The organism is Acidipropionibacterium jensenii (assembly GCF_005890135.1).
GTDB lineage: Bacteria > Actinomycetota > Actinomycetes > Propionibacteriales > Propionibacteriaceae > Acidipropionibacterium > Acidipropionibacterium jensenii.
Genome location: NZ_CP040635.1, coordinates 985848 through 1007425, shown reverse-complemented (window position 1 = coordinate 1007425; position 21578 = coordinate 985848). Strand labels below are relative to the sequence as shown.

Annotated in this window: 17 protein-coding genes; 7 read left to right on the top strand and 10 right to left on the bottom strand. The window is 69.8% G+C overall.

Annotation, left to right across the window (positions count from 1 at the left end):
- Positions 1 to 41 precede the first annotated feature (41 nt).
- The 8 genes from FEZ32_RS04380 to FEZ32_RS04345 all read right to left on the bottom strand — a co-directional run bounded on the left by FEZ32_RS04380 (position 42) and on the right by FEZ32_RS04345 (position 13299).
- On the bottom strand, positions 42 to 1664 hold the full coding sequence (locus FEZ32_RS04380) for a hypothetical protein (RefSeq protein ID WP_138680034.1): 1623 nt from the start codon (positions 1662 to 1664) through the stop codon (positions 42 to 44).
- Positions 1665 to 1847: 183 nt separating this feature from the next.
- Positions 1848 to 3623: a serine/threonine protein kinase gene (locus FEZ32_RS04375; protein WP_138680033.1), complete on the bottom strand. Its 1776-nt coding sequence runs from the start codon at positions 3621 to 3623 to the stop codon at positions 1848 to 1850.
- Positions 3624 to 3674: 51 nt separating this feature from the next.
- Complete coding sequence (locus tag FEZ32_RS04370) at positions 3675 to 6209, bottom strand: ATP-binding cassette domain-containing protein (RefSeq protein WP_138680032.1); 2535 nt, start codon at positions 6207 to 6209, stop codon at positions 3675 to 3677.
- Positions 6210 to 6439: 230 nt separating this feature from the next.
- The gene (locus FEZ32_RS04365) at positions 6440 to 6664 is read right to left on the bottom strand and encodes a sulfurtransferase TusA family protein (RefSeq protein WP_097799675.1); all 225 of its coding nucleotides are present in this window, start codon (positions 6662 to 6664) and stop codon (positions 6440 to 6442) included.
- Positions 6665 to 6851: 187 nt separating this feature from the next.
- Positions 6852 to 7934 carry a YeeE/YedE family protein gene (locus FEZ32_RS04360; protein ID WP_138680031.1) on the bottom strand — a complete coding sequence of 361 codons (1083 nt, stop codon included), beginning with the start codon at positions 7932 to 7934 and terminating at the stop codon, positions 6852 to 6854.
- Between the two features lie 788 nt (positions 7935 to 8722).
- Positions 8723 to 9688 (bottom strand): tetratricopeptide repeat protein, encoded by a 966-nt coding sequence (locus FEZ32_RS04355; RefSeq protein ID WP_138680030.1) that lies wholly within the window; start codon positions 9686 to 9688, stop codon positions 8723 to 8725.
- A gap of 404 nt (positions 9689 to 10092) precedes the next feature.
- Positions 10093 to 12312 carry an NAD(+) synthase gene (locus FEZ32_RS04350; RefSeq protein WP_138680029.1) on the bottom strand — a complete coding sequence of 740 codons (2220 nt, stop codon included), beginning with the start codon at positions 12310 to 12312 and terminating at the stop codon, positions 10093 to 10095.
- Between the two features lie 51 nt (positions 12313 to 12363).
- A complete protein-coding gene (locus FEZ32_RS04345; RefSeq protein WP_138680028.1) occupies positions 12364 to 13299 on the bottom strand; it encodes a carbohydrate kinase family protein in 936 nt (311 codons plus the stop codon).
- Positions 13300 to 13555: 256 nt separating this feature from the next.
- Here FEZ32_RS04345 and FEZ32_RS04340 point away from each other — a divergent pair, with 256 nt between their 5' ends.
- The 4 genes from FEZ32_RS04340 to FEZ32_RS04325 all read left to right on the top strand — a co-directional run bounded on the left by FEZ32_RS04340 (position 13556) and on the right by FEZ32_RS04325 (position 16441).
- Positions 13556 to 14326, top strand: a complete 771-nt coding sequence (locus tag FEZ32_RS04340; RefSeq protein WP_232020884.1) for a L,D-transpeptidase — start codon at positions 13556 to 13558, stop codon at positions 14324 to 14326.
- 76 nt (positions 14327 to 14402) lie between these two features.
- On the top strand, positions 14403 to 15404 hold the full coding sequence (locus FEZ32_RS04335; protein ID WP_084149384.1) for a PIG-L deacetylase family protein: 1002 nt from the start codon (positions 14403 to 14405) through the stop codon (positions 15402 to 15404).
- Entirely contained in the window at positions 15401 to 15886 is a 486-nt protein-coding gene (locus FEZ32_RS04330) for a hypothetical protein (protein WP_084149385.1), read from the top strand. Before FEZ32_RS04335 ends, FEZ32_RS04330 begins: the two co-directional genes overlap by 4 nt.
- A 129-nt stretch (positions 15887 to 16015) precedes the next feature.
- Positions 16016 to 16441 (top strand): hypothetical protein, encoded by a 426-nt coding sequence (locus FEZ32_RS04325; protein WP_051238335.1) that lies wholly within the window; start codon positions 16016 to 16018, stop codon positions 16439 to 16441.
- A gap of 1 nt (position 16442) precedes the next feature.
- Here FEZ32_RS04325 and ybaK read toward each other — a convergent pair whose 3' ends face one another.
- Positions 16443 to 16940: a Cys-tRNA(Pro) deacylase gene (ybaK, locus tag FEZ32_RS04320; RefSeq protein WP_138680027.1), complete on the bottom strand. Its 498-nt coding sequence runs from the start codon at positions 16938 to 16940 to the stop codon at positions 16443 to 16445.
- A 132-nt stretch (positions 16941 to 17072) separates the two neighbouring features.
- On the bottom strand, positions 17073 to 18131 hold the full coding sequence (locus tag FEZ32_RS04315; RefSeq protein ID WP_244937906.1) for a PfkB family carbohydrate kinase: 1059 nt from the start codon (positions 18129 to 18131) through the stop codon (positions 17073 to 17075).
- 352 nt (positions 18132 to 18483) lie between these two features.
- Between FEZ32_RS04315 and FEZ32_RS04310 the strand changes: the two genes are divergently transcribed.
- From FEZ32_RS04310 to FEZ32_RS04300, 3 genes are all read left to right on the top strand, one after another.
- A complete protein-coding gene (locus tag FEZ32_RS04310; protein WP_217496622.1) occupies positions 18484 to 19104 on the top strand; it encodes a TetR/AcrR family transcriptional regulator in 621 nt (206 codons plus the stop codon).
- On the top strand, positions 19101 to 20432 hold the full coding sequence (locus FEZ32_RS04305; RefSeq protein ID WP_138680024.1) for an MATE family efflux transporter: 1332 nt from the start codon (positions 19101 to 19103) through the stop codon (positions 20430 to 20432). Before FEZ32_RS04310 ends, FEZ32_RS04305 begins: the two co-directional genes overlap by 4 nt.
- Positions 20433 to 20829: 397 nt before the next feature.
- A complete protein-coding gene (locus FEZ32_RS04300) occupies positions 20830 to 21441 on the top strand; it encodes a GNAT family N-acetyltransferase (protein ID WP_244937905.1) in 612 nt (203 codons plus the stop codon).
- Positions 21442 to 21578 lie beyond the last annotated feature (137 nt).

The following is a 21578-nucleotide window of genomic DNA, read 5'->3' as shown; positions in this document are numbered from 1 at the left end:
GCGGGGGTGTCCGCAGGAGGGTGTGTCAGCAGGATGGTGCGTCAGCAGGAGGAGGTGGAGAAGGACGACTCCCGCACGATGATCGTCGACACCGATCCGCCGGAGATGAGGAAGTCGACCTCCGAGCCGTCGTAGCTGATGGCCAGCGCCTGTTCGATGGACTCGGTGGTGTAGGCGGTGGTGACGTCGGTCAGCTTCGATCCGTAGATCGACTGGAGATCGGCCAGGCTGGTCCCGATCCCGGCACCCTTCGCGGTCTTGTTGGTCCCCCCGGTGATCGAGAAGGCCTGGATCTTCCCGTCACTGGTCCACACATCGGACACGAATCCCGAGTAGCGGTCCAGCGGGGGAGTCGACCGGGTGCACACGGTGCCGAGGTCGCTCGGCATGATCTGGGTGGTCGACAGCTCGTCGACCGGCCGACTGACCCGCAACGGTCCGAGACCGGCGGTGGTCAGCGGCTCGCCGGAGACGATCTGGTAGACCACCTCGGGATCGCAGAACTTCCCCTTGGTGACCGCCGAGGCCGCCACCGACTCCTTGCGGCCTAGAGCCATCAGCGCCGAGCAGTCTGTGGAGGAGACGATGACGCCGCCGGGCATCTTCGTCCAGCGGCCGTTGGAAGCCGTCATGATGAGGTGACCGCCGTCGGCACCGGCGGCCTTCCCATCGATGGTGAAGCTCGTCGAGTAGGCCACCGCCGTCTGGCCGGACTCGCTGAGGGCCACCCAGGAGACGTCCATGTCGGGGGCGGCGAAGATCTGGCGGACCAGCTCCGGGCTCGGCTTCATCTGGGTGGAGTTGACCAGTCCGGTGGCCTGGGGTTTGGCCGCGCCGCCGGTGACCGGACCCGCCGTGCCGGCGACCGTGGCGCCGCCCGACGGGCTGGCGCCACCGGACGCCGAGGAGGCGGCCTGATCGCCGCGGTTCATCAATGCCCGGACGCCGAACACGCCGCCGACGACGATCGCCAGGACGATGGCCACGATGCCGACGATGAGGCCGGGGGAGCGCCGCTTGGGCGGTTCGGGCTGCGGCGGCGCCTGGAAGGGGGCCGGCTGTCCCAGTCCGGGGACCCAGGACTGGGCCGAGGGGGCCGACTGGGTGGACGGTGCGGATCCGGCCGAGAAGGGGTAGCCGGCCGACTGGGGGTAACTGGGTCCAGACTGCGGATATCCGGCGGGGGTGCCGGGGTATCCCGCCTGGGGATAGCCGCCCTGCGGGTATCCGGCGGACTGGGGGTAGCCGGAACCGTCCTGGGGGTAGCCGGCGGACTGGGGATAGCCGCCCTGCGGGTATCCGGCCGACTGGGGATAACTGGGTCCGGACTGCGGATATCCCGCAGCCGCGGGCGGGTAGCTGGCAGCGGACTGGCCGGGTGCCGCGGGCGGGTAGCTGGGTGCCGAGGGAGGGTAGCTGGGACCGGACTGGGACTGGCCCGCGCCCGCCTGGGGGTAGCCGGAGGGATCGCTCTGCGCGCCGGGGTTCTGTCCGGCCTGCTGGGCGGGGTTGACGATGACTGTCTCGGTCGGCGCGACAGGCGGGACAGCAGTCTCGGGGCCGATCACCTCGGTCCCGTGGTCCTCACGCCACAGGCCGGTCCCGGCCAGCGCCGGGTCGATGGTGGGCCCGGTGCTGCCGGTCTCCGTGTCGTCGTCGCTCATCTCAAGTGTCCTTCCGCCCGGGCGGGTGGGACGCACGGCCCCTCCCGCGCGCATTCTCCCATGCCGATCCGATGGCGAGGGCGCCGGCACCGGTGGGCCGATCGGGGACGACGGCGTCCCTGCTGGGTTCTGGAGTGATCCCTGGTCGCCGTTGTCCCTCCAGTTGGGGACAACGGCGCCGGGTCACTTGATGACGTACACCTCGATGTTGTTCTCCGACTTGGTGCACATGTAGTACTGCCCCGAGGTGCAGGTGAGGGTGTAGTTCTTGCCGGTCACCGGCGAGTAGGCGGTGACGGTGAACCGGTCCCCCGGGTTGTCGGGGATCGCGGCTGCCACATTGGCGGCCAACTGGCAGGAGGTGTTCTCCGTTCCCACCCCCACCTTCGGGCTGCACAACTTCGCTCCGGCCGGCAGGGTGACGGTCTGGGTCGGCTGGCTGGTGGTCTGGGCGGAACTCGACTCGGAGCCGCTGGCGGAGGAGGTCTGGCCGGACGGCGTCGCGGTGGCGGACTGCGCGCTGCCGGCGGAGGGCTCGGAGCCGAACGGGTCCAGGAAGATCGCCCCGATCACGACGACGGCGAGCAGGGCCAGTGCCGCCACCGATATCCACAGCCCGGTGCGACGTCGGGGCCGGCTGGACTCGGTGTGCGCGGTCTGCTGGGTTCCCGCACCCCCGGAGTGGGGGAGTCCGAGCAGAGTCATCCCCGATGGCGAGGTGCCCGAGGTTCCCGCCGGGCCGGGTGGGACCGACCCGGAAGGATAGGAGCCGGGCGGATAGGAACCAGGAGCACCGGGGGAGTAGGCCCCGGAGGGGTAGGAACCCGCCGGATAGGAGCCCGAACCGTAGGACTGCGGCGCTCCCGGGTAGACCCCGGCCGGGTACCCCGACCCGGACGCTGCCGGGTATCCCGACTGCGCGGGGTATCCCGGCTGCGGCGTCCCGGAGGGCTGCGGGGCAGACCCCGGGGGGAGCTGCTGGCCGCCGCCGGCCGGTTGGGGAGGCATCGACGTCCAGCCCTGCCCGCCGACCTGGCCGACGATCTGGGTCGCGGCGCCCCCGGGGAGCGGACCGGGCGCCTCCGGTGGCATCCCCGAGACCGCCGGCTGGACCAGCACGCCGGGGTCCAGACCCTCGACCAGCCGCCGCAGGCTGGTGCCGACCGAGGCGGCCGAGACGGGCCGGTGGGCGGGATCCTTGGCCAGGCAGCACGAGATGACGTACCACATGGCGTCGCTGATCCCGGTGGGTCGCGGTGGCTCCCGGTCCAGGTGGGCCAGGATCACCGCCTCGCGGTTGAGGGCCGGGAAGGGGGTGTGGCCGGCGACCATCTCGTAGAGCATCACCCCGAAGGAGTACAGGTCGCTGGCGGCCGACGGCGTCTGACCCTTGATGATCTCGGGAGCCACATAGTTCGGGGTGCCGGCGAATGCGGTCGAACCCTCGAGGGTGGAGTCCAGGATCTTCGAGACGCCGAAGTCGGTGAGCTTGGGGTGCCAGTCGCCGTCCGGCCCCTGGGAGAGCAGCACATTGGCCGGTTTGACGTCGCGGTGGCAGATCCGTGCGGCGTGGACCGCCGACAGTCCGTCGCAGACCTCGGCGCCCAGTCGTGCCGCGTAGCCCTCCTGCATGAGTTCGTGGTTCTTCGCGTGGAGTGCGAGCTCGGACCCCAGGTCGGGGCCGTCGACGTACTCCATCACGATGCCGAGGTGCTCCCCCTCCATCACCATGTCGAAGACCTCGACCACCGCCGGGCTGTGGATGGAGGTGAGCAGTTCCCGCTCCTCGATGAACCGCCGGACGATGGCGCGGTCCGAGGTGAGGTGGGGGTGGAGCATCTTCACGGCGACCTTGTCGCCGTTCTCGCGGTGGGCGAGCCACACCTGGCCCATTGCGCCGCTGCCCAGGATCCGGTCGAGGGTGTAGTGGCTGCCGAGACGGTCGCCGGACTCGGTCATCGTCTCGCTCCTTCCCGGGCGGTGGCCCCCGCCGTGCCCTCGGACCCGGCCTCAGGCACTGGCCCTCTGACGTCTCAGCACCACAGCGGTCGCCACCCAGCTCACCAGGCAGATGGCCGCCAGCGCGGATCCACTGATGAGCCACTGGGTGGCCTCGTGACGCCACAGCCAGTCCTCGTGCGCCCCCGGTGAGGGCGGTCGGATATGTGTGAGATCAATCGTGCTCGCCGACTGAGCATAACCCCAGCGTCCCGGAGCGGGGGCGGCCAGAATCTCCATCGCGGTGCGTCCGGCGACCTCGATGATGCCCCCGCACAGGACCAGCTGGGCCATCACGAAGACCACCATGGCGGGCATCACCTGCTCATTGGTGCTCACCACCGAGGAGATCAGCAGGCCGGCGACAGCCGAGGAGAAGGCGGTGCCGAAGACGCACACGCCGAGCTCCAGCCAGCCCGGACCGAGGATGACGCCGTTGCCGGGGGGATCCTTGCCGATCAGGACGACGCCGATCAGCAGGGCCGACTGGACGGCGCTGATGAGCACCAGCATGGTCACCTTCGACAACAGGTACATCTGTTGGGACAGCCCCACGGCCCGTTCCCGCAGGAAGATCGGGCGTTCGGCGATGAGCTCGCGGATGCTGGCCGAGACCCCCATGAAGGAGGCACCGATGACGATGATGGTGAGCAGGGTGGAGGCCTCGCCCGGATGCTTCGGGTCGTGCGGTCCGAACCCCCCGGAGCCCGGAATGGCCAGCGCCATCAGGGCGATGACGATCGGCATGAAGAGGCTGGAGAGCAGATAGTTGCGGTCCGAGGCGATCAGCCTCATCTGGCGCGAGGCCAGCGTCGACCACTGCCGGGTGGCCGAGCTCACCCGGGTTCGACGGCGTCTGGCCCCCGAGCCGCCGGGCCGTGCGGGCGGCTGTCCGGCAGGCATCGCGTCGGGAGGGTTGCCGGCCCGCTGGGCCCACAGCTGGGGTTCGGCGGTGACAGCCTCGAAGACGTCTGCATAGTCGGCCATCTGGAAGTGCTCGAGCAGCTGGTCGGGAGCTCCGAAGTAGGCCACCCGGCCGCCCGGGGCCAGCAGCAGCACCTTGTCGCAGGCGGCGAGGTTGCTGATCGAGTGGGTGATGACGATGACCACCCGGCCGGCGTCGGCCTGGCTGCGCAGCAGCCGCATCACCGACCGGTCGAGGTTGGGGTCCAGGCCGGAGGTGGGCTCGTCGAGGAGCAGCAGGCTGGGCTGGGTGAGCAGCTCCAGGGCGACCGAGACCCGCTTGCGCTGGCCCCCCGACAGCCGCGAGATGGTGGTGGCGGCGTGCTCGGCCAGGCCCAGATCCGCCATCACCCGGTCGATCTCGTGGTCGCGCTGTGCGGCGGTGTAGTCCTTGGGCAGTCGCAGCCGGGCGGCGTAGTCGAGGGCCTGGCGCACGGTGAGCCGGGTGTGCACCAGATCGTCCTGGGGGACGACGCCGATCCGGCCCTTGAGTTCGGCGTAGTTGCGGTAGAGGTCCTCGTCCTCGTAGACGACGGCCCCGGAGGTGGCCGGCTGGGACCCGGTGAGGGCCTTGAGGAGGGTGGACTTGCCGGCCCCGGAGGGCCCGATGACGGCGACCAGGCTGCCGGTGAGCAGGCCGAAGCTGACGTCGTGGAGGAGCTGCTTGCCGTTCGGCAGGGTGAAGCACAGTCCGTGGGCGGCCAGGATGTTGCGCGGCGGGGCCGCCAGGGTGAGCTGTCCGGCCCTCAGCACCAGGTTGGTGCGCCCGACGGTGAGTCGGTCCCCCTCGCCCAGGTGGCCGCGGCTGATCCGCCGCGAGTTGATGTAGGTGCCGTTTCCCGACCGCAGGTCCCAGACGTCGAATCCGTTGCCGGCCGGCCGCAGCTGGGCGTGCGAGCGGGAGACCAGCGGGTCGTCGATGACGATGGCGTTGTGGGGGTCGCGCCCGATTCCCCAGACCGGGGTGCCCGGGCCTGGAGCCTGAGGGGTGGTCTGGGGTGCGTTCTGTGGTGGTACGGCCCGGGGTGCGGTGGCCGGGGTGGCCTGTCCTGGGCCGCCCTGTGCGCCTGGTGTGCCCTGTGCGCCGGGGCCGCCTTGAGTGCCGGGGCCGCTGGCGCTACCTGGACCGCCCGCTCCGCCGAACCCGCCCGGACCTCCTGGACCGCCGGGTTGGGAGGGCGCCCCCGGGCCGGGGGCCATGCCGGGCTGTCGGTGCACCATCACGGTGCTGAACGGGGAGGACTCCACCGGGCTGTGGCCGCTGGCGGCCTCGATGTGGACCGGGAAGCCGTCCGGGGCACCGAGCGCCAGGGTGAACGGGGCGACGAGGACGGTGCTGCCGATCCGGGACCCGTTGAGGAAACTGCCGTTGCTGGAGTGGTCCTCGACCCCGACGCGGTCGCCCCCGAGGGCGGTGAGCACGAGATGGGTCCGGGAGATGCGGCCGTCGTCGATGACCAGCTGGGCGCCCGGGTCGCGTCCGATCCGGATCGGCGTGCCCTGGGCCAGCAGAGTGGTGCGGGGTCCGCAGGTGACCGTGAGCACCGGTGCCAGGACCGTGCCCGTCCCGGCGTTGGAGGGCATGGGCGCTCCCGGATGGGGACGAGACGGCGTCTGGGTCACGTGGTGCTCCTGTCCGGTGGCGGATGGCGGCAGGGTGAATCCTTCGGTCAGACTACCGACCGGACTCGCAGGAGGGGGCGAACCCGGCCCGATGGAGTCGGGCCGGGTCCGGTGTGGGCCGGGTCAGGTCAGCTGCGGGACAGGTTCGGGGCTCCCGTGCAGGGGTTCCTGGGCGGCGCTGGCGAGGGCCCCTACTTGCGGACCGTGATGGTCCAGCTGGCGCTGCCGACCTTGCGGAAGTCGGTCACCTCGTGGCCGGCGTCGGCGGCCCAGGCAGGCAGCGCCGAGGTGGCCTGGGTGCAGTCGAAGTTGATCACCAGTTCATCGCCGGTTGGGATCTGGCTGATCGCCTCCTGAGCCTCGATGAGGGGGAAGGGGCAGACGTTGCCGCCGGTCTCCAGGATGTGGGTGGCCATGGTTGTCTCCTAGGGGTATGGGACGGGTGGGATGTGCTGGGTGGAACGTGCGTGGACGAGATGGCGCGTGGACGAGATGGTTCGGGGAGCCGTGTCGACGAGCGCAGGTCGGTGGTGGCGTCCGGCACGTCGTCTGCGGCAGCGCGATGAGGCCGCCGAGTCCGCGTGGGGGCGTCGGTGATCCGACTCAGAGCGAGACGGGGACCGAGGTCGGCGTCTGCGCCCCGACGGTGGTGAGGGTGTGGGGGACGGAGCGGGCGGCGCGCGGCTGGAGGTAGCGGACGGCCAGGCCGACGCCGATGAAGGTGAACCCGAAGGCCAGCCAGCCCTGCCAGGCGAGCTGGGCGGTCTCCACCATCGAGTTGCCGATGGTGCAACCACCGGCCCAGGAGGCTCCCACGCCCAGACCGATGCCGCCGATCGCCGAGCGGATCGCGGTGCCGGCGTCGGGGACCCGGATCCGGAACTCGCCGCTCGCCCAGGCGGCCGCGGCCGATCCGAGCAAGATGCCGAGGACCAGCCACACGCCCCAGTCGATGCGGGCGGGGTTGCCGGTGACGAACCAGTTCGCGAGGTTGGCGGACGGGGTGGTGATTCCCAGGCCGGCCTGCCGGCCGCTGGCGAAGCTCAGCGGGTAGGCGACGATCGCGACGGCCGAGATGGCCAGGGCGGTGACCAGCGGGTGCCAGGACTTCTCGAAGAGCAGGTGGGCCAGGCCGGTGCGGGTGGGAGGCAGGGTGGCGACCTTGGGGCGCGGGGTCGTCAGCTCCCGGTAGACGAGGTACCCGGCGCCCGCGACGATCACCGCGATGACGATCCACGAGGAGATGTGGAGACTGGCCGGAATCGTGGTGACCGGCAGGGTGACGCTGCGCAGCCCCTGGTTGAGGGGCTCGAGGGGGCCGTACTTCATGGCGGCGGCGGAGGTGGCGTAGAGCACCAGGGCGATCCAGCTGCCGACCAGACCCTCGCCGGCCCGGTACCAGGTGCCGGTGGCGCAGCCGGCGGCCAGCACCATGGACACCCCGAAGATCAGGGAGCCGAGGCTCACCGCCAGCCAGGGCAGGGCCTTGTGGGTGATGTGGATCACTCCGGTGGCGTCGAGGATGCCGACGCCGACCGCCTGGACCGCGATGACCGTCACGAAGGCGGTGAAGTAGGTGGCGCGCCGGGACTGCCAGACGTCGCGGAAGGCGGTGGTCACGCAGAATCGGCCCCGTTGAAGGGCGAATCCGAATATCAGACCGACGAGAAGTCCGGTGATGGCCATGGTTGTTCCTTGTCGATAGGGGAGGTGACAGGGGTGCAGTGTGCAGCCGGAAAAGGCGTGCAGAATCTGCGGAATGGTGAGAATGAAACAGCCGTCAGATCGATGACGGAATACTGCCCGGAGTTTCGGGGGATCCGATGAGTACGGGATGGTCTCGTCGGCGTCCGGTCAGCTGGGCCTGCGGGGGCTGGGTCTGCTGAGACTCAACTCGCTGAGACTGAGCTTGCGGAGGCTGGGCCGACGGATGCTGAGCCCGCTGAGACTGAGTTTGCTGATACCGAGTCAGTCAAGACTGAGCCTGCGGATGCGGGGCCGACGGCGGCTGAGTTCTACCGAGCAGGGATCCGGGGAGATGAAGTCACACCGCGTCCCTTACCGGCTGTCGGAATGGACAGATGCCGGTTCAGCGAGGCCAGACCGGCCTCACAAGGTGATCAGCGCGACATCTGATGGGGGCTCAGCAGGCCAGACAGGGCATGCAGGCCGGACAGGAAGGACACGACATCCGGGCGGCGGTGCTGCGACCGGTCCGGAACGGGATGAACCCGAGTGTCGTCATGACGGTGTCCTTCGATGCCTTGCGACTCGTCGTGGCGCCGGGATCAACCGGGCGCCGAATCGCTGGGATGAATCGTGCTGTGAATCCAACTCGTCAACCCCTGATCGGGGTGAACGGAATTCATAGAATCACGAAATCGTTCCGAGTGCAACCGCTCGAGATCCCCTGAGATCGTTCGGAGTGCAACCGCTCGAGATCTCGTGGGAGCGATGTCGTCTGTGTTCGATCTTCAGGTGACTTTGCCCGAAGATCGCACACAGACCCCGCAGCGACTCGGCCTCAGCAGTGACCCTCCTCGGGAGCGGCGTCGTCTGGAGCGGCGCCTTTCCGAGCGGAGCCATCGGACCGCTTTGCGATCTCCGTGCGATGCCGCCAGGCAGATCAGCCGGCGGGCTTCACGTGGGTGTCCCAGGTCGTTCTTCAGGGTGCCGAGGTTGAAGGCGCAGAAGAAGTCCCCGGCGGCGATCCCCGCGGCGTAGGAGTCTGTGGCTCCACCAGGGTCGCCATGGCTCTCGAGGACGGTGCCCAGCGGCAGGGACAGGAGCTCAGCCTCGTGCTTGGCCTCGATCGTGGTGCGCAGCAGAGTCACGGCCTCCTCGAAGCGATCGTGGTCCTCGAGCCAGTATGCGAAGTCGGGGACGTAGCTGACATCCAGGTCGGCGAGGGCTGCGAGAGTCTCCTCGCTGACGTCGTCGTGGCACACCTGGGTCCAGTAGGTCAGTGTGACGTCCTTGAGGCGCAGGATCTGCGGGTCGACGGGGTCATCGACCGGGTCCACGATGTGGTGCCGGGACCTGACCCGGATCGCCTGCGCTCGTTCTCCGTCCTCCCACAACCAGTTGGAGTAGCGCATGATGCCGTCGATATCGCCCTGCCTCGCGCTCTGGCGCAGGGCGCTGAAGGACTCTCCCGGCCGGTCGACCATGTCGTAGGCCAGCGCGAGGTTCCACCAGCCCTCGCGCTGTCCCATCAGGATCTCGGAGGTGGCGTTGTCGAGGGCCTGCTCGAAGGTGGAGTCGACGCTGTCGGCCTCCCTGGCGTCGGCGTCCGGGTTCGGGTAGGTGAACTGGACTCGCCGCTGGTTGTACCTGATGGTGTCCTCCTGGGTTTGATGTCCCCACCTGACATGGGTGTCGGCTCTTGGCGTTGGGGTTTGTGTTCGATCGTTGGGTAACTTCGCCTGAGGATCGAACACGAACCCCGGAGGAGATGTGGGCCGGGCGACGTGCTGGCGGTGTCGAGGAGAAGTGATGGTGTCTTCCTGGATTGGTGTCGACTCCTGGCTCCGGGGTTGGTGTCGATCCCTGGCGTCGGGACCCACTCCTGGCGTCGCGTCATCGATGACGCCGGGCGGATCGGTGGGTGAGCGTTGGGGTGTGTGTTCGATTGTGGGGTGACTACGCCTGAGGATCGAACACAGAACCGGAGGAGAGGCGGGCTGGGGCGACGTGCTGGCGGTGTTCGAGGGACCTGGCGGTGGACGGGGAGATCCGGGGAACCCGGCGTTGTCCAAGGGCCGACAGCGTCCGGAGGGTCAGCAGTGCCGGGGGGAAACCGGCGTTGCCCGGGAGGTGCCGACAGTCCGCCCCGGGAAAGGGGTCACTTGTCGGGGACGGTCTCCAGATCGGCCAGCCAGGCATGGGCCACCGCATCGGAGGGCATCCGCCAGTCCCCGCGCGGCGACAGCGACCCGCCGGCCACCACCTTGGGCCCGTTGGGCAGCGTCGACCGCTTGAACTGGTTGGTCACGAACCGTCGCAGGAACAGCCGCGTCCACTCCTTGATGTCGCCCAGTGAGTACTGGTTGCGATCCTCGGCCCGGAACCCCGGCGGCCACTCGCCGGCCGCGGCGTCGGCCCAGGCGTGATGGCTCATGAAGACGATCCGACTCGGACGCAGCCCGCGGCGCAGCAGATGGAAGAGGGTGAAGTCTTGAAGCTCGTAGGGCCCGATCTTCGCCTGGGTCGACTGGATCTGTTCGCCGGGACGCGAGGGCACCAGTTCGGGGGAGATCTCGGTGCCGAGCACCGACTCCAGCACCGCATCGGTCGCCTCGTCGAACTGGGCCGACGAGATGCACCAGCGGATCAGGTGCTGGATGAGGGTCTTCGGCACCCCGGGATTGACGTTGTAGTGGCTCATCTGGTCGCCGACCCCGAAGGTGCACCAGCCCAACGCCAGTTCCGAGAGGTCTCCGGTACCCAGCACGATGCCGCCCCGCTGGTTGGCGATCCGGAACAGGAAGTCGTAGCGCAGCCCGGCCTGGACGTTCTCGAAGGTGACGTCGTAGACGGGCTCCCCGTCCCCGGCCGGATGCCCCATCGCCTTGAGCATCTGGGTGGCGGCCGGTCGGATGTCGAGGATCTCGCAGGGCACCCCCAGCGCCTCGCACAGCGCCAGGGCGTTGCTCTTGGTGTGGTCGCTGGTGGCGAACCCCGGCATCGTGAAGGCCAGGATGTCGGAGCGCGGACGTCCTGCCTGGTCCATCGCCTTGGCCGCGACCAGCAGGGCGTGGGTGGAGTCCAGACCTCCCGAGACGCCGATCACCACCTTGGACCCGCCGATCGCCTCCAGTCGACGTCGCAACCCGTAGACCTGAATGTTGTAGGCCTCGTAGCAGTCCTGCTCCAGCAGGGCCGGGTCATTGGGGACGAAGGGGAAGCGGCTGATCTGGCGTTCCAGACCGATGTCGGTGCGCGGCGGGTCGAGTCTCAGGTCCACGAAACGGTAGCCGGCGGACTCGCCGGTGCCGGCGGACTCGCCCCGACCGGTGGCCCGGGCATTGTCGTCGAAGGAGCCCTGGCGCATCCGTTCCTGGCGGATGGCGTCCAGATCGACGTCGGTCAGGCAGTAGCCCGGCTCCGGATCGAAACGCGGGGTCTTGGACAGCAGCTCACCGCACTCGTAGACCAGCGTCTGGCCGTCCCAGGACAGGTCGGTCGACGACTCACCGGGCCCGGCCGCGGCGTAGATGTAGGCCTGCAGCTGCTTGGCCGACGCCGTCCGGCACAGCCTGTGGCGCTCCCGGGACCGGCCCACGGTGATCGGGGAGCCCGACAGGTTCGCCTCCACGGTGGCCCCGGCCAGGGCCGCCTGAGCACTCGGGGAGATGGGTACCCACAGGTCCTCGCAGACCTCCACGTGAAGAACCAGCCCGGGGACGTCGGTGACGCGGAACAGAAGGTCCGTGCCGAAGGGCACCTCGGACCGGTCGCCCGGAAGTGATCCGGCCGGTGCTGGGTGCGATCGGTCGGTCGCGCCCGACCCGGCAGTCACGCTCGACCCGACGGGCGTGCTCGACCCGTCTGCCGGGTTCGGCCGATCTCCTGCGCCCGGGACATCAGCCGTCTCCGGGCCGGTCGGCAGTCCGGTGAGGAACCCGCCGTTCTCGACCCCGTCGGCGGCCGCCGCGAAGTGCCGCTTCTCGTAGAACTCCCGGTAGTTGGGCAGGTAGCTCTTGGGCACCACGCCCAGCACCCGACCCCGGTGGACCACCACCGCGCAGTTGTACAGCCGGTTCCCCCTGCGCAGCGGGGCGCCCACGATGATCACCGGGAGCAGCCCGGCCGAGGCGGCGCGCAACGTCTCGATGGCCGCCACGGTGGCGTCCAGCACGACATCCTGGAGGAGCAGGTCGTCGATGTTGTAGCCCGTCAGGCACAGTTCCGGGAAGACGGCGACCGCCACCCCCCGGGAGTCCAGCTCGCGGGCCGTCTCGATGATGCCGGTGACATTGGCGGCCGGGTCGGCCAGGTGCACCTGCGTGGTGCAGGCGGCCACCCGGGCGAATCCCTGGTCATAGGCGGAGTGGAAGTTCACGCCCCCAGTCTGGCATCCGAGCACCCGTCAGGGTGTCGAGCGAGTCCGAGCTCAGACCAGTTCGTCGAGGCGGGGAGGATTCGCCCCGGCCCGGGAGACGGTGATCCCGGCGATGGTCGTGCAGCGGTCCAGGATCGCGTCGAGGGTTCTCGAATCGATCCGGCGCAGGGCGTCGCGGTTGTCGGCGCCCAGCAGCCCGGCGGTCCACAGTCCGTCGATGAGACCGGCCGTGAAGGAGTCGCCGGCGCCGACCGTGTCGGCCACCTCGACCTTCTTGGCGCTCGTCCTGACCCCCAGACCCGAGGCGGTGAGGGCGACCACATCCCCGGCGCTGGCGGTCATCACGACCAGCTTCGGGCCCAGGTCGAGCCAGCCCGCGAGCACCTCCTCGGGGTCGGCCCCCTCGCCGATGTAGGCGAGGTCCTCGTCGGAGGCCTTGACGACGTCGGCCAGCCGGACGAACCGCTCGGCGATGGCGCGGGCGGCCGCCGGATCGGGCTGGAGATCGGGGCGGATGTTGGGGTCGTAGCTGATCGTCGCGGCTCCCCGGACGTCCTCCACGGCGTGCCGGACGACCTCGGCGCCGGGGTCGATCGAGGTGCCCAGGGATCCGACGTGGACCACCGGGCAGTTCGGCGGCACGCTCACCGACGGCAGCGACCAGTCGAGGTCGAAGACGTACTCGGCGCTCCCGTCAGCGGCCACGTGGGCGATCGCGGTCGAGGTGCTGGAGGCCTGCCGGGAGCCCTCGGAGACGATGACGCCGTCGGCGGCCAGATGGTCGTCGATGAGCCGGCCGTGCTCGTCGGAGCCGTACCAGGTGGCCAGCTCGACCCGGCGTCCCAGCCGGGCCAGGCCTATCGCGACATTCATCGGGGACCCGCCCGGGTGCTCGACCGGAGTCTGCTCGGGGCGGCTGACGATGTCGATGAGGGACTCCCCGATGACCAGGGCGGTGGACTGGGTGGGTGCCTGCTCGGTGGTCATGGGGTCCTCCTGGAGTCGTGGGCGGAGCACGGTCTGCGGTCGCGGCCCGCCGGTCGCGTCGGCGGGGTCACGGCCCAAGTCTGCCCTCCCGGTACCGGGATCCGGTGCCCGGGTTGAGTGGCGGGACGAGCTCGGGGATCCGACCGGCCGACATGCGGGGTGCTCGTCGGTCCCGGGAGGAGCCTCGAGTGGCGCCATAGAATGCGCTGATGGGCCCGCACGGCGGTGCGGCGCCCCTGAGTCAGGGAGGTGACGGATGGTCGATCTGCGTGCGATGGTGACGGCGCTCATCACGGTGCCGTTGCTGGCGAGTTGCTCGGTCGTCGACGTCGCTGCACCCTCCGGCTCCACCGACTGCGTCGACGCGGTGCCCCGGGCCGGGGACCTCAACGATCGCACCCGGATGGCTCCCAACCGCTGCCCGGTCGGGTCGGAGGCGGAGCAGGAGGCCGCCGGCACCGGCGTCGCGGGACCGATCGTCGCCGACCCGGTGGCCCCGACCGCGCCATCTGCCTCCGCCTCGGCCCCGAGGGCACCCTCGGCGTCTGCCACTCCCCGGGCCGCGTCGACTCCCTCACCGTCCTCATCGGTTCCGCCGGCCTCGCTGCGGGTCGGCCAGAAGTCCTCGGCCGGCGGCGGGTCCTATGTCCTGTGGCTGCGTGCGGAGAACCACGTCTACCTGGTCCACAAGGGGATCGTCACCCGGGTGATGCCGACCACCGCGCTGTCGTGGAAAACCCCGCCCGGCACCTACAAGGTGAAGTACAAGGTGGCCGAGAGCGCCTCCCTGGACGGGAAGCGCACCTGGGCGCTGCCCTACTTCGTGGCCTTCTGGCGCCGTCCCGGGGCCGACGGGGACATCGCATTCCACGAGGTGCCCCACGACCGGCACAGCCGTCGCGCCCAGCCGCTGGACACCGTCGGCGAGAACGGCCGGGTCTCCGACGGGTGCGCCAGGATGAGGCCGGCCGATGCCAAGGCCATCTGGGCGTTCACCAGGGTCGGCACCCACGTCGTGGTGCGCTGAGCCCCCTGTTGGCCATCAGCTGAGACCTGTGTCCAGAGGTTGGATGGGCGATACTCCCCGCGGAAGGATGGGGAGCATGGCCACCCTGGTGTTTCTTCATGCTCATCCCGACGACGAGTCCTCCTCGACCGCCGGCACGATGGCGCGTGCCGCTGCCAGGGGGGACCGCGTCATCCTGGTGGTGGCGACCGACGGGGCGTGCGGCGAGGAGGCTCTGGACGCCGACCCCCATGAGACCGTCGCCGCCCGACGGCACCGCGAGCTGGAGGCCTCCGCGAAGGTCCTCGGGGTGTCGCGGGTGGAATGGCTCGGCTACCACGACTCGGGGATGACCGGTTGGACCCAGAACCACGCGCCGGGATCCTTCATGGACTCCGACGCCGAGGAGGCCGGTCGCAGGCTCGCCGACATTCTCGACGAGGAGGACGCCGACGCCCTGATCGGCTACGACTGGCACGGCAACTACGGCCATCCCGATCATGTGATGGTCCACCACGTCACCTGGAGCGCCGTCGAACAGGCCGCCCGAAGGCCCCGGGTGCTGGAGGTCTCGATCAATCGCGAGCGTCAGGCGAAGGCCGCCCGACTCGCCCGGTCTCGCGGACTCACCCAGAAGATGCCCGACCCGGTCTACCCCGGTGACGACGGCAACCCGATCGGCACCCCGGAGGCTGATCTCCGGTGGGCCGTCGACGTCCGCGACCTGGCGGAGGTCAAGCGGGCGGCCCTGAAGTGTCATGCCAGCCAGACCAGCGACATCACCGCCTTCACCTCCCTGCCCGACGACATCTTCGCCGAGGTCTTCGGCTGGGAGTGCTACCGCGAGCCCAGTGTCGAGGGGCCGGTCAAGGTGGCCTGGCCGTTCGACGGCGCGCCCTGGCCCGGCACCCCCTCGCGCTGCACCTGCGCCGACGAGGGGCGCCCGATGCCTGGCGATGCCCCCGACACCAGACCCGAGGACGCGGTGGGGCCGATGGATCCGGTGAATCCGGGGAGTCAGGTGGACCGGCAGGTCTCGGACCCGGGAGCTCCGGGGGTCCAGGGGCACGCCGTGGACTCGGCGGCCCGGCACTCATGAGGGGCGATCCGATCGGCGGGGAGTCGGTGCGGGTCGGGCGGGCCGCCGGCGGCCTGGTGCTCGCCGCGGTGGCCTCCGGGCTGGTGTGGGGACTCAGCCTGGCGATCTGGTCGTCGATGGGGACCGGATCGGCCGGAGACGCCGGCACCCTGTCGGCCCGTGGCTGGCTCGGCGGTCTGCTCCTGGGGCTGCTGTGCGGGGCCGGGGTGGCGGTGGTCTGCCTCATCCCGGTGCTGCTGTGCGCCGCGCTGAGCGGGTCCCGGTTGGTGGGGCGACGTCGTCAGCAACGGCTCGCCGGGGTGCTGGTCGCCCTGCTCGGCCTGGTGGTGGCGGCCGTCGGACAGTACTGGATCGTCGGCACCTGGTCGGTCATCGCACAGATCAGCTGGCCGGCGGCGCTGGTGGCGCTGGTGCTGGGTGCGATCGGCGGGCCCTTCGTGATGGAGGGCCGGTTCGGGATCCGTGCGCGCGGAGCCCGGTGAGTGCGGCTCTGGGCGACTGATCGCAGCGGCCGGAGGGGGCGAGCGGCGCGACCGGAGGGGCGGAGCGGCGCGCCCGGCCGGTAGCTGAATCCGGCGTCGCCTCGCACCGATCCTCATACTGTTGGCGCCATGACAGCATCCGACTCGCCCCACGCCTCCGACCGCCCCTCTGCTCCGCACCTGGCCCCCGGGTCGGGGCCGACCATCCCGCCGGTCCTCACCTGGGCCTCGTGGGTCGCGGTGGTGCTGGTGCTGGGGCAGCTGGTGCTCGGGATCCTGATGCTCAACGGCTCGTGGAACCTCATCGAGGCCCATGCCGGACTCGGCTACGCGGCCACCCTGGCGGCTGTCCTGGCGGCGATCTCGGCCGTGGTGTGGCGTCGGCGCGGGGGACGGTCGGGAGTGATGGCCCACGCGATCTCGATGCCGATCCTCATGATCATTCAGATCGGCCTGGGGGAGTCCGGGATCAAGTGGGTCCACGTCGTGCTGGGAGTGATCATCCTGATCGGTCTCATCGGGCTGCCGATGAGCCTGCGGTCGCGCCGCCACTGATTCAGTCGGCGATCGCGGCGGTGGTCGCCCCGATGACCCGGATGAGGTCGGCGGGGGCCAGCTCCACCGACAGGCCCCGTCGCCCGCCCGAGACCAGCATCACGTCGTGGTCCAGGGCCGAGGAGTCCACACAGGTCGGCAGCTTCTTCTTCTGACCGAGGGGGGATATACCCCCGACGATGTATCCGGTGGCCCGCTGGGCGACGTCGGGTTCGGCCATCGACGCCTTCTTCGCCCCCATCGCGGCGGCGAACGCCTTGAGGTCGAGCATGCCGCTGACCGGGACCACCGCCACCGCCAACGGGGTCCGCACCCCCGATCCCTCCAGATGGACCACCAGGGTCTTGAACATCACGTCCGCCGAGAAGCCGAGCTGGGCGACCCCCTCCTCGCCGTAGTGACGGTTCGAGGGGTCGTGGTCGTAGGCGTGCAGGGTGTGCTTGACCTTGGCCCGGGCCAGGGCCTTGGTGGCGGGGGAGGCGGCATCGGAGTGGGGCATGATCCCAGCCTAATTCCGACGCCGGGGCGGGTCGGAGACTGGACAGGCGGCAGGATGCGGCGCTGAGTCCATCGCGCCGAGGTGTCGGAGACGAGTGTTCGCAGCCGAGTGTTCGAAGCAGTTACGCGTGGCTCAGGACTCGAGCAAGACCCGGATCTCGTCGATCCCCGGTGCGGTGTCGGGTCCGCGTCGGGTCACCGAAATGGCTGCGGCGGCATTGGCCCAGCGCGCGGCGTCCTCCCAGTCTGCCCCGTTCACCTGTGCCGTCCCGCCGACCTGTGCGCCCCCGCTCGCCTGTGCCGTCTTGTCGACCTGCGTAGCTCTGCCCAACCGTGCCGTCCCGCTCAACCGCGCCGCCAGCAGGGCTCCGGTGTGGACATCACCGGCGCCATTGGTGTCCACCGCCTCCATCGGGAAACCCGGCACCACACTGAGCTGGCCATCGGCCAGGACCGCGCAGCCATTCGAACCGTCGCGGGTGATGACCACCGTCCCGCGGGGAAGCGAGCGGGCGCAGGGCTCCAGGGTCTGGGCCATCGTGAGGTCGCCGGCATCCGGTGCGACCAGCCCCGCCAGGGCGCGGGACTCCTCGAGGTTTCCGGTCCACACCGTTGTCAGGGCACGCATCCGCTCGTGCACCGCGGCGGGCAGCCCGGCCATCACGTCCCCCGGGTCCAGGACGACGTCGACCCCGGCGGGCAGCCCGGAAAGCCACTCCAGCAGAGGGTCCCGGGTCGAGGCCATCACGAGCGAGTAGCCGGTGACGCAGACGGCGTCCCCCGGCTGAGGATCGCTGGTCGCCAGCGAGCCGACCGAGATGATCCGCTCGGCCCCGGTGGTGGTGATGAAGGTGCGTTCTCCGGAGGGTTCCACCAGGACGATGCACACCCCGGAATCAGCCTCCGGGACGGCCGGGGCGCTGATTTCCACCCCCTGCGCGGCCAGTACCTCGCGGATCAGACGGGCATTCGGCCCCTGACCGATCGCACCGGCATGAGTCGCCCGGCCGCCGCTGCGGGCGGCGGCCACCAGGGTGTTCACCGCCCCGCCGGCGTACTGCCGGTAGCTGCTGGCCATCGTGTTGCCGCCATTGCGCGGCACGGCCGGAATCTCGACGACCGCGTCCACCAGGGCCTGCCCGGTGTGGATCAGTCGGGACGGGTCGCGTCCCGCTCGTGACTCGGCGCTCATGGGCGTCAGGCTAGACCACCGCCGAGGGTCCGGCCCGACCATTTCCGGACCGCTGTGTGCACTGACCACATCTACCGGTCGCCCGAATGCGCGACGTCGTGAGTCCCCTTGTGAACCGGCCATATGATGTCAATCAGCTGTGGATCGGTGTCAACACGGGTCCGCGGGGCGCCGGGATGTCGTGGGCGTGTGCCCGGCCCCATAGAGTGGATGCTCACGAAGAATGGTGCGGGCGGCCGGATGCGGCTGTCCCGCACTTCCTACTTGGGGGACGACCATGCCGCAGGCACGCCACGCAACTGACGGACGACGAGACACATATCATCACGGTGATCTGCACCACGCCCTGGTGATGGCCGGTCTCGACCTCGCCCGCACCGGTGGACCGGACGCCGTCGTGCTGCGCGAGGCGACCCGCCGCACCGGCGTCTCCCCGAATGCCGCCTACCGACACTTCAACGGGCGGGAGGCTCTGCTCGACGAGGTTGCCGTGCGAGCTACCGGATACCTCACCGATGCGATGAATGAGGCCGTCGTGCGGGCGCGCGTCGAGTTCGCCAACGCCGAACCGAAGGTGAGAACCACCGAGGTCATCCTGGCGGCCTGCCGTGGCTACATCGACTTCGCTCTTGATGAGCCTGGCTGGTTCGGTGTCTGCGCCTCGATCTCCGACTGCAGCGTCGAGACCTATGTACGGCACACCAGTGCGGGCAGGAGCAACGGGGCGACCGACGTCGCTGAACGTCCCCCCATGGTCCCCGAGGTGCTGCGCTCGGTGCTCCAGCTGCCCGAACCGTTGAGCTGGGCCCCCGATGTCACGGTGGACTACTTCGAGGTGGTACTGCGCTCGACGCTCTACGGCTTCAGCATGCTCGCGACCACCGCGACGATGCGTGTGGACGACCAGTCCCGCCGTGCCGGTCAGGTGCTCAGCCAGCTCCGCACCTGGATCTTCCACTCGATCCAGAAGTGAGGGTTCCCAGCAACGCTCAGTCGTCCAGGCATCACCAGGTACTCAACCTGGCGGTGCCTGCCTTTCTGTCCCTGGTGGCTGAGCCCTTCTTCCTGATGGCCGACTCCGCGGTCATCGGCCACGTGGGCACCGTGGAACTGGCCGGGCTGGGAGTGGCCAGCACCGTGCTCACGACGGTGACCGGACTGTTCGTCTTCCTGGCCTACGCCACCACCGCCACCAGCGCCCGACGGATGGGTGCCGGGGATCGCGAGGGTGCCGCCCAGGCCGGTGTGGACGGCGTCTGGCTGTCGGTGCTGCTCGGTGTGATCTCCGCCCTGCTGCTGGTCTTCGGCGCCCCGACCGTGGTGCCCTGGTTCGGGACGGCGGCCAGCACCGCCCAGCCCGCCGTCACCTATCTGCGGATCGCCGGCTGCGGGGTGCCGGCGATGCTGGTGACGATGGCGGTCACCGGGGTGCTGCGAGGATTTCAGGACACCCGCACCCCGCTGGTGGTGACGGTGATCGCCTTCTCGGTGAACCTGATTCTCAACCTGTGGTTCGTGATCGGCCTCGGCTGGGGGATCGCCGGGTCGGCATGGGGAACCCTGATCTGTCAGTTCGGAATGGCGCTGGCCCTGGTGATCGTCTTCGTGGTGCGGACCATGGGGACCGGCGTCTCATTGAAGTTCCAGGCCGTCGGGGTGCTGGCCTCCATGCGCGACGGCGTCCCGCTGCTGATCCGGACCCTGGCGCTGCGGGCGAGCCTGCTGCTGACCACCTGGGTGGCGGCCGGCCTGGGTGTGGTGGCGCTGGCCTCCTACCAGGTGTCGATGACGGTGTGGACATTCCTCACGATGGCCCTGGACGCGCTGGGGATCGCCGGGCAGGCGCTCACTGGAGCGGCGCTGGGGGCCGGCGACAAGAGCCAGGCCCGCGAGCTCACCCGTCTGATGGTGAGGTGGGGGCTGTGGGTCGGGGTTGGCCTGGGGGTGCTGCTGCTGGCCGTCCACCGGGTGCTGCCGATGGCCTTCAGCCCCGATCCCGCCGTGCGGTCCGCGCTGGCCGCCGGGCTCATCGTCATCGCGTTGACTCAGCCGTGGTCGGGTGTGGTCTTCGTCCTGGACGGGGTGCTCATCGGGGCGGGGGACGGACGCTGGCTGGCCGGGGCCCAGGTGGTGATGCTGGTGGCCTATCTGCCGATGGTTCTCGCTGTCCGGATGGCCAGTCCGAGTGGCGCCTCGGCGATGGTGTGGATGTGGGTGGCGTTCACCGGGTTCATGGTGGTGCGCGGGGCGATCCTGGCCTACCGGGAACGGGGAGACGCCTGGATGAGAGTCGGAGTCTGACCGTCGGGGCTCTTTGTGGGCTCTCTCTGGGTTCCGGGGTGGTGGGGTGGGTGACCTGGCCGGTGTGGCCGGTCCAATCCGTGTAGCCCGTTGCAATCCACATCCGTTCTTGTCCACGATGCTCGCGAAGTTCGACGATGCTCGCGCTATAGCGCGAGCATCGTCGAACTTCGCGAGCATCGTGGGGTCAGGGCCGTGGCCATTGGGGGTTGAGGCCCGTGGCCGTCGTGGGGTCAGGGCCGGTGGCTGTTGGAGGTCTGGTTCCGTCTCGGCCTGGCCGGCAGCCCCATGTGGCAGACCTGGGGAGTGCCGGGTGGTGCACAGGAGCGGCTCGGTCTGGTCGGCTCGCTCGTTCGGTCCAGAAGTCAGGTGGTGGTTGGCTGTGGACGTGAACAGGATGGCCCAGGTCGAGTATGTCGAGTATCAGGTTGGGGCGGCCCCCGACGTCGGTGAGCTGACAGAGCTGTACGCGTCGGTCGGATGGAGCGGGTACACCGACCATCCGGAGAAGATGAACGCCATTCTTGCCGGGTCGAGCTGGTTCATGACCGCGCGGGCATGCGGCGACCGTTCACTCGGGGAGTCCACTGCGGACAATTGCAGTGTGGACGCCGGGTCAGGCGGTGCGCGATCCGCCGTGGTGTCCCAGGAGCTTCAGGAGAATGAAGAATCCGCGAAGGGCGCGTCGTCACAGGGCGAGGATCCCTCCCAGACGTGTTCGACCTCGGGCCGGGCAGGAGCCGGCGAGCTCATCGGGCTGGTGAGGGTGGTCTCGGACAACTGCTCGGTGGCCCTGGTCCAGGATCTCTTGGTGGCGCCGGCGATTCACCGATGCGGTGTGGGAAGTCACCTGTTGATGGCCGCGATGGACCGCTACGCCGTCATCCGGCAGCTGATGCTCATCACCGACGATGATCCGGCCACTGCCGCCTTCTACCGTTCGTGCGGATTGCGGAGTCTGGACCAGACCCACGGCATCGGCTTCATCCGTTACAACTTCGCCAGCTGAAGTCCGGCGCCGCGCTGTCGCCGCCGAGGTGCAGACGTCGGCCGGGCAGAGTCGTGACAAGGGTCGGGGCAACGCGACAGGAGCACGCACCACCGTCCACCCACGCCCACCACCACCATGCTCCACGATGCTCGCGA